Source organism: Pseudomonas sp. BF-RE-21, from assembly GCF_019947305.1.
GTDB lineage: Bacteria > Pseudomonadota > Gammaproteobacteria > Pseudomonadales > Pseudomonadaceae > Aquipseudomonas > Aquipseudomonas migulae.
This window is the reverse complement of sequence record NZ_JAGYGF010000094.1, coordinates 1-12,211: the sequence shown is the minus strand read 5'-3', so window position 1 is coordinate 12,211 and position 12,211 is coordinate 1. Positions and strand designations below refer to the sequence as shown.

10 protein-coding genes are annotated in these 12,211 nt (G+C 60.7%); 4 read left to right on the top strand and 6 right to left on the bottom strand.

Annotated elements, in window-relative coordinates; all coding sequences use genetic code 11:
• The 3 genes from KGB25_RS29900 to KGB25_RS29890 form a co-directional block, all read right to left on the bottom strand.
• Positions 1 to 835, bottom strand: an 835-nt coding sequence (locus KGB25_RS29900; RefSeq protein ID WP_223437940.1) for a TDT family transporter, incomplete at its 3' end; no start/stop codon positions are given.
• A gap of 105 nt (positions 836 to 940) precedes the next feature.
• Positions 941 to 1,252, bottom strand: a complete 312-nt coding sequence (locus KGB25_RS29895) for a cupin (protein WP_192226140.1) — start codon at positions 1,250 to 1,252, stop codon at positions 941 to 943.
• Between the two features lie 33 nt (positions 1,253 to 1,285).
• On the bottom strand, positions 1,286 to 2,185 hold the full coding sequence (locus KGB25_RS29890; RefSeq protein ID WP_008031819.1) for a LysR family transcriptional regulator: 900 nt from the start codon (positions 2,183 to 2,185) through the stop codon (positions 1,286 to 1,288).
• 160 nt (positions 2,186 to 2,345) lie between these two features.
• Here KGB25_RS29890 and KGB25_RS29885 point away from each other — a divergent pair, with 160 nt between their 5' ends.
• A complete protein-coding gene (locus KGB25_RS29885; RefSeq protein ID WP_008043718.1) occupies positions 2,346 to 3,095 on the top strand; it encodes an SDR family NAD(P)-dependent oxidoreductase in 750 nt (249 codons plus the stop codon).
• A gap of 45 nt (positions 3,096 to 3,140) precedes the next feature.
• On the opposite strand, the gene KGB25_RS29880 is transcribed toward KGB25_RS29885, so the two are convergent.
• Positions 3,141 to 4,337, bottom strand: coding sequence for an MFS transporter (locus KGB25_RS29880; RefSeq protein WP_223437938.1), 1,197 nt, complete (start codon positions 4,335 to 4,337; stop codon positions 3,141 to 3,143).
• A 91-nt stretch (positions 4,338 to 4,428) separates the two neighbouring features.
• On the opposite strand from KGB25_RS29880, the gene KGB25_RS29875 reads away from it, so the two are divergent.
• Both KGB25_RS29875 and KGB25_RS29870 read left to right on the top strand, forming a co-directional pair.
• Positions 4,429 to 4,968 carry a TetR/AcrR family transcriptional regulator gene (locus KGB25_RS29875; protein WP_192226134.1) on the top strand — a complete coding sequence of 180 codons (540 nt, stop codon included), beginning with the start codon at positions 4,429 to 4,431 and terminating at the stop codon, positions 4,966 to 4,968.
• Between the two features lie 151 nt (positions 4,969 to 5,119).
• A complete protein-coding gene (locus tag KGB25_RS29870) occupies positions 5,120 to 8,590 on the top strand; it encodes a hybrid sensor histidine kinase/response regulator (protein WP_008031826.1) in 3,471 nt (1,156 codons plus the stop codon).
• A 116-nt stretch (positions 8,591 to 8,706) separates the two neighbouring features.
• Here KGB25_RS29870 and rmuC read toward each other — a convergent pair whose 3' ends face one another.
• Both rmuC and KGB25_RS29860 read right to left on the bottom strand, forming a co-directional pair.
• Positions 8,707 to 10,071, bottom strand: a complete 1,365-nt coding sequence (gene rmuC, locus KGB25_RS29865; RefSeq protein WP_177318191.1) for a DNA recombination protein RmuC — start codon at positions 10,069 to 10,071, stop codon at positions 8,707 to 8,709.
• Between the two features lie 175 nt (positions 10,072 to 10,246).
• Entirely contained in the window at positions 10,247 to 10,570 is a 324-nt protein-coding gene (locus KGB25_RS29860; protein ID WP_192416977.1) for a sel1 repeat family protein, read from the bottom strand.
• Positions 10,571 to 11,567: 997 nt separating this feature from the next.
• On the opposite strand from KGB25_RS29860, the gene KGB25_RS29855 reads away from it, so the two are divergent.
• Entirely contained in the window at positions 11,568 to 11,792 is a 225-nt protein-coding gene (locus tag KGB25_RS29855) for a hypothetical protein (RefSeq protein ID WP_008031832.1), read from the top strand.
• Positions 11,793 to 12,211: the final 419 nt, after the last annotated feature.

Here is a 12,211-nt window from a genome sequence, read left to right as displayed (position 1 = left end):
GCCCCAGCCCCGCCGCGATTTCACCCAGGCCGGCAAACCCGTTGGCGGCGAAGATGGCCGGCGCGTCGGCGCCCAGCAGCAACATGCCCAGCGCCCCGGTACCAATCGGGCCGAGCGCCAGCCAGCTCGACGCGGCCATGTTTTCGTGAGGCAGTTTGTGCAGCGCCATGCGCAGCATGAGAATGGTCAGAATGCTGAACGCCACCGGCAGGGAAAATGCCCAGAGCACGTAGCTCGTCACCAACACCACCAGCTGCCCATGGGCCTCGGCCAAATGCGGCGCCAGCAACCCGCCACTGGCGGCCGCCACTTCCGCCGCCACCACTGGCAACAGCCAAACGGCGGTCATCTGATCGATGCTGTGTTCCTGGCGGGTGAACATCATGTAGGGAATCAGCACACCGCAGGCCAGCGACATCGCCACGTCCAGCCACCACAGCAGCGCGGCCACATGGACGACACCCTCGCCCCAGCGCGGCAGGCCAAACAGCAGGAAGCCATTGATGATGGTCGCCAACCCCATGGGAATCGTGCCGAAAAACATCGAAACCGTGGAGTGCCCGAAAATCCGCCGGGCCTCATCGAAGAACAGCACCCAGCGCGCCGCGTACAGCGCCGTGAACAAGATGAACAGACCGATATTGAACAGCCAAAGGGCTTCGGCGATCGCATGCAGACCCGGCGTCGCGCCAGGCAACTGGGCCAAGGCCAGCGCCAGAACGCCCGTGCCCATGGTCGCGGCGAACCAGTTCGGGGTGAACTGGCGGATGACCTCGCGCGGGTGCTGCAAGTGACTGAAAGGTTTGTAAACGGGGGTGGCGTTGGGGCATGTCATAGCGAACTCCTGTCCTCTGTTGAGGTGGAGTTCAGGGTAGGTCCAAATCGAATATCTATATAACGGGTAATATCTCTAACTGTTATCTATTTTGTAGATATAGCATCAAACGCTGCCTTCCGATTCGATCACCAATATCCTCGCCACCCCCAGCGGATGCGCCACATGCTCGGTGCCCACCGAGGCGTAAAAGATATCGCCGACCGCCAACATCACCGCTTTCTCCAGGCCTGCTTCGCGATAGCGCATTTGCACCTGGCCATCGAGCACAACGAACACTTCCTCGCCATCATTCACATGCCACTTGTATGGCTGATCGGTCCAGTGCAGACGCGTGGTGATGCCGTTCATGTTGGCGATGTCCAGCGCTCCCCAGGCACGGTCAGCGGTGAAGGATTGGCTGCGAATGATCTTCATGGGCGGTCCGTCGAAAGAAATGGCGTGCCAAGGCTAACCCAAACCGGCGAACAGCTGCGCCAGCCAATCGATAAATACCCGAACCCGGTTACTCAGGTGCCGGTTCGGCGGATACAGCACGTGAAACGGATACCGGGGCGGGCGCCAGTCCTGAAGAATCGGCACCAGCTCGCCACGCTCGATGTGCGGTTGCACGGTGTAAGTGAACGTGTGGATCACCCCAAGACCCGCCAGCCCCGAGGCCAGGTGGGCATTGCTCTCGTTGACACTGAATGCTCCCTGCCCCCGAATCTCGAACTTTTCACCGTTGCGCTCGAATCGCGCCGGCATTACCCGCCCGGTACGCGCCGAGTGATAACTGACGATGCGATGATTTTTCTCAAGGTCTCGCGGGTCCGTCGGGGTGCCAAAACGTTCGAGATAGCCCGGGGTGGCGCAGGTGGTCCATGACGACAGGCCCAGGGGTCGCGCAGCCATGGAGAGTTCGGTCAATGGCCCGCCGCGAATCACGCAATCGACGTTTTCGCTGATCAGGTCCACGGGCCGATCGCTGACACCCAACTCGACCTGGATGTCCGGGTATCGGGCATAGAAATCCGGCAATGCGGGGATGATCAGGATCGTCGCCACCGAGCCGCCGACATCGACGCGAATCCTGCCGCGCGGGTGGCCCTGGGCACTGGCGAAACTGTTGTCCAGATCGTCCAGCTCCACCATCAATTGCAAGGCGCGCTCGTAGTAAGCCATGCCATCCGCCGTCACCGTCAGCCGGCGCGTGGTGCGCTGTAACAGCCGCGCACCGAGGTGTTCTTCAAGCTCGGCCACCAGTTTGCTGACCGAGGTTTTTGGCATGTTCAGCGAGTCGGCGGCCCTGGTAAACGAACCGGCCTGCACGACGCGGGAGAAAACACGCATGGCCAACAGTTGATTCATGACAGACATCTCAAGGGACGAGCCTTGAGTATTGTCCACAACCATGTACAAACAAACCCGATTCAGGCGATTTTTCCGATGAATCTTCCGACATAGAGTTTGTTCAACGGCGCACGACGGTGCCAGGAACTTCCTTAACGACTCAGCGGAGATTCACCTCATGAGCAACACACTCACAGGCAAGGTTGCACTGATCACAGGCGGCACCACCGGCATCGGCCTGGCATCGGCTCAAGCATTCGTCGACCAAGGCGCCACGGTGTTCATCACCGGCCGCCGCCAGGCCGAACTGGATGCCGCGGTCAGCAGCATTGGTCACAACGTCACCGGGATTCAGGGCGACGTCGCGAACCTTGCCGACCTGGACCGCATCTTCGACGTGATCAGGACCAAGGCCGGTACTCTGGACATCGTCTTTGCCAATGCGGGCGGTGGCGACATGTTGCCCCTCGGCGCGATTACCGAGGAACACTTCGACCGGATTTTCGGCGTCAACGTCAAAGGCCTGCTGTTCACCGTGCAGAAATCATTGCCGCTGCTCAAGGACGGCGGTTCGGTGATTCTCACCGCGTCCACGACCGCCACCAAAGGTACGGAAAACTTCAGCGTCTACAGCGCCAGCAAAGCGGCGGTGCGCAACTTTGCCCGCTCCTGGTTGCTGGATTTGAAAGCCCGCAGGATTCGCGTCAATGTCATCAGCCCCGGCCCGATTCACACGCCCGGCCTGACTGAACTTGCGCCAGCAGACCAGCAGCAGGGGTTGCTGGACTACCTCGCCAGCCAAGTGCCGATTGGCCGTCTTGGAACGCCATCGGAGGTGGGCAAAGCCGCGGTGTTCCTCGCATCGGATGACAGCAGCTTCATCAATGGGATCGAGTTGTTCGTCGATGGCGGATTTGCACAGATTTGATCGCTGCACACAAAAACGCGGCGCCTTGAACGGCGCCGCGTTTTTTTATGGATGACCGGTCGCGCTGCACACTTCCGCAGGCCGTGGCCGCATCAACGCCAGCAACGCACCGACCGACAGGACGATCAGCACGGCACCATAACCATCGGTGGTCGCCACCAGGCCAAACGTGCGCGTCAGATTCCCCGCCAGCAACGACGGCAAGCAGAACGCCAGGTAACTGAGCACGTAATACGCCGACATCAACCCGGCCCGCTCATGGGGCTGCGCCAGCGGAACCAGACTGCGCACCGCGCCGAGGAAACCGGCGCCGAATCCGCAACCGGCCACCAGCGTGCCGAGGAAAAACAATGCCAGGCTGGCGCTGTGCACACCCAGCAACAGCAACACGAGGCCGATGGGCAGTAACGTGCCGCCCAGCAACAGGCCTTTGGCGGCAGGCCGGTTGCGCAGGGTGAAGATCATCAGCGCGCCGGTCAGCGTCAATGCGGCGACTGCCGCTCCCCCCATCAGGTTCGAGGTGGAACCGGTGGCCGTGCGCAGTAACGAAGGGCCGAGCGAGGCATAAAAACCGCCGAGCGCCCAGGTCGAGATATTCAGCGGCAACACTCGCCACAAGGTCGAGCGAGCCTGGGTCGGCACATGCAGGGTCGGCCGCAACGAGGCCCATGCCCCCGGTTGCGAACTGACGCTTTCCGGCAGGCGCCAGACATACAGCGCCTGCATCACAAACAGCGCGAACAACACCCAATACGTGAGCTGCAGCGGCAGCGGCGCAAACTCGGCCAGCAAGCCGCACCCCACGGCGCCAACCGCCATACCGAGCAGCGGCGCGACACTGTTGATCAGCGGCCCCTGCTGGCGATCGGTGTCCAGCAGCGCGGCGCTCAATACGGCGGTGGCCATCCCGGTCGCGAACCCCTGAAGCACCCGCGCGCCGATCAACCACGCCACACTGTCGGCATTGATAAACAGCAGCATCGCCAGCAGGTTCAGCAGGACGGCGCTGAAAATGACCGGCTTGCGTCCCAGATAGTCCGAGAGCGAACCGACCGTCAGCAGCGCCACCAGCAGACTGATGGCGTAGATGCCGAAAATCACGGTCAAGGTTGCTGCCGAGAAATGCAGCTGCTCCTGATACAAGTGATACAACGGCGTCGGCGCCGTGGAAGCGGCGAGAAAACTCAGTAAAGTGATCGCCAGAAACCACAGGGTTGAACGGTTTGAAACAGAACTCGACATGCGCACACTCCGCAAAAGCTAACTTTTTGCTTTTGCGGAGTGTGCTACTCGTCTGCGCTTAAAGCAAATTCTTTGTGTTAAGGTCCGCTCCATGGCTATTAAAGAAGGTTTACGCCCCGGCGGCCGCAGTGCCCGGGTGCAAGAGTCGATTCATTCGGCAGTCCGTGCGCTCCTCGAAGAACAGGACCGCTCCACCGTGACCGTCCCGCAAATCGCGGCTCGCGCGGGGGTTACGCCGTCGACCATCTATCGGCGCTGGGGCGATCTGTCGGCGCTGCTGGCGGATGTCGCCCTGGCGCGCATGCAACCCGACAGCGAGCCTGCCAACACCGGCAGCCTGCGCGGAGATGTGCAGGCCTGGGCCGAGCAGTATCTGGACGAGATGAGCTCCGAACCTGGCCGCAACATGCTGCGCGATGTGCAATCGAGCCCGACGCCGGGTCTGTGTGTGACGATCATTGGCGGGCAGTTGCAGATGATTCTGGATCGTTATCCGGATGAGCCGAAACCGGGTGTTGATCGGCTGATCAATCTGATGGCGGCGCCTACGGTTTTTCGCATTCTGTTTTCGCCGGCGCCTTTGGAGGTTGAGGAGTTGCATCGGTTGATCGAGATTGCTTTCAGCCAGTGATGACGCCTTCGCGGGCAAGCCTCGCTCCTACAAGAGCAACCCTGCGACACCCCGCCACTCCACGACCTTGGTCGACACTGACTAACGTGGACGGTCGTGCGAGACTGTCTGTCCGGGCTGTCGTCCCGTGTGTCTTTTGTCTGGAGTTTCCATGTCGCTGTCCAGCGGGCTGATCGCCGCCGTTGCCCTGGCCTATATGGCCATCATGTTCGCCATCGCCTTCTACGGTGACCGTCGCAGCGCGCCGCTGCCGCCGCGAGTGCGCGCCTGGGTGTACAGCCTGTCGCTGGCGGTCTATTGCACCAGCTGGACGTTCTTCGGTGCCGTCGGCCAGGCCGCCGAACAACTCTGGTCGTTCCTGCCGATCTACCTCGGGCCGATCCTGCTGCTGGTCTGCGCGCCGTGGGTCCTGCAAAAAATGGTGATGATCAGCAAGCAGGAGAACATCACCTCCATTGCCGACTTCATCGCCGCCCGATACGGCAAATCCCAGTCACTGGCGATTGTCGTGGCGCTGATCTGCCTGGTCGGCGTGCTGCCCTACATTGCGCTGCAACTCAAAGGCATCGTGCTCGGGGTGAACCTGTTGATCGGTGCCGGTGCCGACGCCATGGGCACCCGCGCCCAGGACACGGCGCTGATTGTGTCGCTGGTGCTGGCGTTGTTTACCATCGTCTTCGGTACGCGCAACCTCGACGCCACCGAACACCACCGCGGCATGGTGCTGGCGATTGCGTTCGAGTCCCTGGTCAAGCTGTTCGCGTTTCTCGCGGTGGGTGCGTTCGTGACCTACGGCTTGTACGACGGTTTCGACGACCTGTTTGACCAGGCCATGCTCGCGCCGCGCCTCGAAGCCTACTGGAAGGAAACCATCAACTGGCCATCGATGGTGGTGCAGACCGGTGTGGCGATGATGGCGATCATCTGCCTGCCCCGGCAGTTTCACGTGACCGTGGTGGAAAACATCGACCCGCAGGATTTGCGCCTGGCCAAGTGGGTGTTCCCGGCGTACCTCGCGTTGGCGGCATTGTTTGTCGTGCCGATCGCACTGGCCGGCCAGATGCTGCTGCCAAGTTCAGTGTTGCCGGATTCCTTTGTGATCAGCCTGCCACTGGCCCAGGCCCATCCCGCACTGGCGATGCTGGCCTTTATCGGCGGTGCTTCGGCGGCGACCGGCATGGTGATTGTTGCCAGCGTGGCGCTGTCGACCATGGTCTCCAATGACATGCTGTTGCCGTGGCTACTACGTCGCAACAACGCCGAGCGGCCGTTCGAAGTGTTCCGCCAGTGGATGCTGTCGGTGCGCCGCGTCAGCATCGTGGTGATTTTGCTGCTGGCGTACGTCAGCTATCGACTGCTGGGCTCGACCGCGAGCCTGGCGACCATCGGCCAGATCGCCTTTGCCGCCGTGACCCAACTGGCCCCGGCCATGCTTGGCGCGCTGTACTGGAAACAGGCCAACCGCCGTGGCGTGTTCGCCGGCCTCGCCGCCGGTACGTTCCTGTGGTTTTACACGCTGATTCTGCCTATTGCCGCGCATAGCCTCGGCGTGTCGTTGAGCACGTTCCCCGGGCTGGCGTGGCTACACAGCAATCCGCTGAACCTGCCGCTCACCCCGCTGACCCAAGGCGTGGTGTTGTCGCTGGCGGCCAACTTCACGCTGTTCGCCTGGGTGTCGGTGCTGTCACGCACAAGGGTTTCGGAGCACTGGCAGGCCGGGCGTTTCATCGGCCAGGAAATCAGTGCCCGCCCCAGCGCGCGCTCAATGCTGGCAGTGCAAATCGAAGATCTGCTGCAACTCGCGGCACGGTTTGTCGGTGAAGAACGCGCCCGTCAGAGTTTTATCCGTTTCGCCTATCGCCAGGGCAAAGGCTTCAACCCCAACCAGAACGCCGACAGCGAGTGGATCGCCCATACCGAACGTTTGCTGGCCGGTGTACTGGGTGCTTCTTCGACGCGGGCGGTGGTAAAAGCCGCCATCGAAGGGCGGGAAATGCAACTTGAGGACGTCGTGCGCATCGCCGACGAAGCCTCGGAAGTGCTGCAATTCAACCGCGCCTTGTTGCAAGGCGCGATCGAGAACATTACCCAGGGCATCAGCGTGGTCGACCAGTCGCTGCGGCTGGTGGCATGGAACCGGCGTTATCTGGAACTGTTCAATTACCCGGATGGCTTGATCAGCGTCGGTCGGCCGATTGCCGACATCATTCGCTACAACGCCGAGCGTGGTCTGTGCGGGCCGGGTGAAGCGGAAGTGCACGTCGCACGCCGATTGCACTGGATGCGTCAGGGCCGTGCCCACACGTCTGAAAGACTTTTCCCCAATGGCCGTGTGATTGAGCTGATCGGCAACCCGATGCCGGGCGGCGGTTTTGTCATGAGTTTCACCGACATCACCGCGTTCCGCGAGGCCGAGCAGGCGCTGACCGAAGCCAACGAAGGCCTGGAGCGACGGGTCACCGAGCGCACCCACGAGTTGTCGCAACTCAACGTGGCCCTGACCGAAGCCAAGGGCACCGCCGAGTCGGCCAACCAGTCGAAGACCCGCTTTCTCGCGGCGGTCAGCCACGACCTGATGCAACCGCTGAACGCCGCCCGACTGTTTTCTGCAGCCCTGTCCCATCAGGACGATGGCTTGTCCAGCGAAGCGCAGAAACTGGTTCATCACCTGGATTCATCACTGCGCTCGGCCGAAGACCTGATCAGCGATTTGCTGGACATTTCCCGCCTGGAAAACGGCAAGATCAACCCGGAGCCGAAACCGTTCGTGCTCAATGAGCTGTTCGATATTCTTGGCGCGGAATTCAAGGCGCTGGCCCGGGACCAGGGGCTCAAATTCCGCGTTCGCGGCAGTACGCTGCGGGTCGACAGTGACATCAAACTGTTGCGGCGGATCTTGCAGAACTTCCTGACCAACGCCTTTCGCTACGCCAAGGGGCCAGTGCTTTTAGGGGTTCGCCGGCACAAGGGTGAACTGTGCCTGGAGGTCTGGGACCGTGGTCCGGGGATCCCGGAAGACAAACTGAAAGTGATTTTCGAGGAGTTCAAACGCCTCGACAGCCACCAGACCCGTGCCGAGAAAGGCCTGGGCTTGGGCCTGGCGATTGCTGACGGGCTGTGTCGCGTTCTGGGCCACACCTTGCAAGTGCGTTCCTGGCCGGGGCGCGGCAGCGTGTTCAGCGTCAGCGTGCCGTTGGCTCAGGCGCAAATCGCGGCGCCGGCCAACGTCACCGAACTTAACGGCAAACTCCTGAGCGGTGCGCAGGTGCTGTGCATCGACAACGAGGACAGCATCCTTATAGGCATGAACAGTTTGCTGACCCGCTGGGGTTGTCAGGTCTGGACAGCGCGCAATCGTGACGAATGCGCGGCGTTGCTCAGCGATGGCGTACGTCCGCAATTGGCGCTGGTGGATTATCACCTGGACGATGGCGAGACCGGGACCGAGTTGATGGCGTGGCTGCGCACCCGTTTGGGCGAGCCGGTGCCAGGCGTGGTGATCAGCGCTGATGGGCACCCCGAGACAGTGGCGCAGGTGCATGCAGCGGGGTTGGATTACCTGGCCAAACCGGTGAAACCGGCGGCGTTGCGGGCGTTGTTGAGTCGGCATTTGCCGTTGTAGATCGGCAGGTTTTTAGTGATGTGGTGTTTTGACGGACGCCATCGCCGGCAAGCCGGCTCCTACAGTCTAGAACTCGGTCGAATGTAGGAGCTGGCTTGCCGGCGATGCTTTTGAGGTTACTCGGGCAACTCGACCAGGCCATCAACATCCGTCATCGCCCGCTCCAACAGGTCCGCCGGCAGACTCTTGCTGGCCCGCGCGCCGAGCAACTTGAGCTGTTCGCTGCGGCTGACCAGGTTGCCACGGCCTTCCGTCAGCTTGTTGCGCGCCGAGCTGTAGGCCTTGTCCAGTTGCTGCAAGCGATTGCCGACTTCATCCAGGTCCTGAATGAACAACACGAACTTGTCGTACAGCCACCCTGCCCGCTCGGCAATTTCACGGGCGTTCTGACTCTGCCGCTCCTGCTTCCACAGGCTGTCGATGACACGCAGGGTGGCCAGTAACGTGGTCGGGCTGACGATCACGATGTTGCGGTCGAACGCTTCCTGAAACAGCGTTGGCTCCGCCTGTAACGCCGCGGAAAACGCCGCTTCGATGGGCACGAACAGCAAGACGAAATCCAGGCTGTGCAAGCCGTCGAGCCGTTTGTAATCCTTGCCGGCCAGACCTTTGACGTGGTTGCGCAGCGACAGCACGTGCTGCTTGATGGCGATCTGGCCGATGGCATCGTCTTCGGCCGCCACGTATTGCTGATAGGCCGTCAGGCTGACCTTGGAGTCGACCACCACCTGCTTGTCGCCAGGCAGATAAATGATCACGTCCGGCTGGAACCGCTCGCCATCCGGGCCCTTGAGATTGACCTGGGTCTGATACTCGCGGCCCTTCTCCAGACCGGCGTGCTCAAGCACCCGCTCGAGAATCAGCTCACCCCAGTTACCCTGGGTCTTCTGCCCTTTCAAGGCGCGGGTCAGGTTGGTCGCTTCGTCGCTCAGGCGCAGGTTCAGCTGTTGCAGACGCTCCAGCTCCTTGGCCAGCGAAAAGCGTTCGCGCGCCTCGGCCTGATAGCTTTCCTCGACGCGTTTTTCAAACGACTGGATGCGCTCTTTCAACGGATCGAGCAACTGCCCCAAACGCTGCTGACTGGTTTCGGCGAAGCGCTGCTCGCGCTCGTCGAAGATCTTGCCGGCCAGCTCGGCGAACTGGGCACGCAGCTCGTCCCGCGAGCCTTGCAGGTCACTGAGACGCTGCTGATGGCTTTCCTGTTGCTCACGCAGCTCGGCATTCAGCGAGGCGGCTTGAGCGTCCAGGCGACGCAACTCAACGTCTTTGCCGGCGCGCTCGATGTTCCAGGCATGAGCGGCGTCGCGGGCGTCATCACGTTCGATCTGCAGCAGTTCGACTTCACGGCGCAAGGCGGCGAGGTCTGCCTGCTTGGCGGCGTTGGCCTGCCCCAGGTCAGCGATTTCGTCGCGAGCGGCTTCGAGCTGGGCATTCAACCCATCCTGTGCCAGGTTGGCCATGGCCAGACGCTCTTCCAGCAGTGCAACCTCTGACTGCGTGGTGCTCGCACGGCGCTGAAGTTGCCAGGCCAATACCAGCAACGGCAGTGCAGCACCTGCCAGACCGAGCAATATGCTGGTCAAGTCCATCGCCATAGCCAATCCTGCCCGTTCGATAAAGCTTGAAGGTTAACCAAGGTGTCAGGTCTTGGACAGCTCAGTCTTCGATCAGACCGAGTTCCTGTTGAGCGCGCCGATCCCCGGCGCGCGCGGCCTGACGCAAGAGGTCCTGGCCGATACGGCGGTCCCGGGCATTCCCGCATTCGCGGCACATCAACTGACCGAGACGGCTCTGCGCGGCCACCACGCCTTCACGCGCCGGCTGCTTGAGCAAACGCCCGGCGAAATGTTTGACGTTGTGGTTTTCGCCCAGGCGCGGGCTGTCCAGCAGCCATTCGGCCACACGCATCGAAAAGCGCTTGGGTGGGGTGACGCTGGTAGGTGTCGAGGTTGCGGAAGCTGGTACTGAGCGAAACTTCATAAAGCACTGTGGGGCAGATCGGAAGGCGCGCCACTCTACTCTTTTTTTCTTACAGGTAAAGCCTAAAAAAACCCGGCACGCCCGTCCTAGAGCAAGCGCTCGGGACAATCCACAGAAGCTGTGGATAACTCAGTGGACAACCGCCCTTGAACTCTCGCAAAGCCCTGTGGAATGGGGCTCGCAGTCAAACTGACGATTTTTTCACCAGTAAAAAAAACCGATGTTTTTCATTGACTTAAATTTTGGTTACAGGCACCCACTACGTTTGAAGGGCAGATGACAGTGGGGTGACAGTCCGCGCAACTTATGTGCACAAGTACCTTCGAGGCAGTTATATCCATGCGCTTTTTCGGCGCATTTTCTCACCTGGCTTGGGGATAAACCCTGGCGAACCCATGATCCAGACCGGTTTCGAACCGACGAACGTCGACGACCGATGGTCGGAATCTGTGCCATTACGGGGCGAAACCGGCGCTATCTGGCTGTGGGTAAGCGCCAGTCCGCACACGAATGGCGGCATCCGGGAGATGTTTTTGACTAACACACTTCCTTTCTGCAATTCAATCCGTTAGTATCCGCGGCGTTAGTACCAAGCTGAAAGTCAATTCTGGTCGAACAATTCCTCCCGGTCAGCCTTCCCAAAGGAAGCCTCAACCGAACAAGCGGGATCGACCACCTCGATGGTTTCCAGGTAAACCTTGCGCCAACACAGCCTTTGAATCGAAAGCAAAGGGTGTTGCGAAGCTCACTTACTCTGACCGAACCAGCCTGCAAATTGATCAGGATCTTCACCCCGGGCCCAGAACCTTTGCCCTTGATGTGTTGCCTGCCCTCCTAAGTACCTACCTGCCAGCCCAAGCGCGCCAACTTAATCAGCGCTTCAAACTGGCTGCTTTGTTCCAGTCGGGTTCTTCGTTCGACCAATGGTGGTCGTCGTCACTGGAACGTTTTAATTTTGCACGGTTCTTATCCGTGTCGCTTGTAGGAACACCCATTAATGACTACTCAAATCCACACCCAGGATGCCATTCGCACCCTAACCAACGCTTTTGCACCAATGAACTGCCTGATCATGGCCGCTCGCAAAGGCTGCTTCAGTTTCACTCTGGTCAACGAACACGGCATCGCTCGTCACAGCGAACGCCTGTACCCCGATCAATACTCCAGCGCCGAGCCGCTGCAGGCCGTGATCGAGCGTACCCGTCAGGCACTGGTTGCCTGAGACGCCAGAAACGCTGAAAACCTCAAAAGCCTCGCCTTGAAAAGCGGGGCTTTTTATTGCCTGTTGTTTCGTGTGCGGGCTTTGGTTTGGTTTTGGTGGTGAGTACATATCCGTTTCTTCGGTCACGGCTGACATTGGTTTCGCCCTTACGGCGAGTCACTTGGAAGAGCCCCAAGTAACCAAGGGCTCTTGCCCCTTTCGTTCGGTGCCTCGCCTAGGCTCGGCATGCCCTCGCTCCGGTCCTGCTCCGTGGGCCCGCCGCCATCGGCCATCCATGGCCGGGGGCGGCTAACCCGGCATCCATGCCGGGTTGCCCACTGCGCAGAACCTCCACTCGGCCTCTCGAGGGGGCGCTCAGATCAAAAGCGGAAGGCGAGCTAACGCTCGGCCTGATGAGTGGTGGAAATCAAAAGCGTACG

What these genes read in the sequence shown, in the direction of transcription:
- KGB25_RS29895 (WP_192226140.1), bottom strand. Translation starts at nt 1,252, where the DNA reads ATGAAGATCATTCGCAGCCAATCCTTCACCGCTGACCGTGCCTGGGGA.
- KGB25_RS29890 (WP_008031819.1), bottom strand. Translation starts at nt 2,185, where the DNA reads ATGAATCAACTGTTGGCCATGCGTGTTTTCTCCCGCGTCGTGCAGGCC.
- KGB25_RS29885 (WP_008043718.1), top strand. Translation starts at nt 2,346, where the DNA reads ATGAGCAACACACTCACAGGCAAGGTTGCACTGATCACAGGCGGCACC.
- KGB25_RS29880 (WP_223437938.1), bottom strand. Translation starts at nt 4,337, where the DNA reads ATGTCGAGTTCTGTTTCAAACCGTTCAACCCTGTGGTTTCTGGCGATC.
- KGB25_RS29875 (WP_192226134.1), top strand. Translation starts at nt 4,429, where the DNA reads ATGGCTATTAAAGAAGGTTTACGCCCCGGCGGCCGCAGTGCCCGGGTG.
- KGB25_RS29870 (WP_008031826.1), top strand. Translation starts at nt 5,120, where the DNA reads ATGTCGCTGTCCAGCGGGCTGATCGCCGCCGTTGCCCTGGCCTATATG.
- KGB25_RS29860 (WP_192416977.1), bottom strand. Translation starts at nt 10,570, where the DNA reads ATGAAGTTTCGCTCAGTACCAGCTTCCGCAACCTCGACACCTACCAGC.
- KGB25_RS29855 (WP_008031832.1), top strand. Translation starts at nt 11,568, where the DNA reads ATGACTACTCAAATCCACACCCAGGATGCCATTCGCACCCTAACCAAC.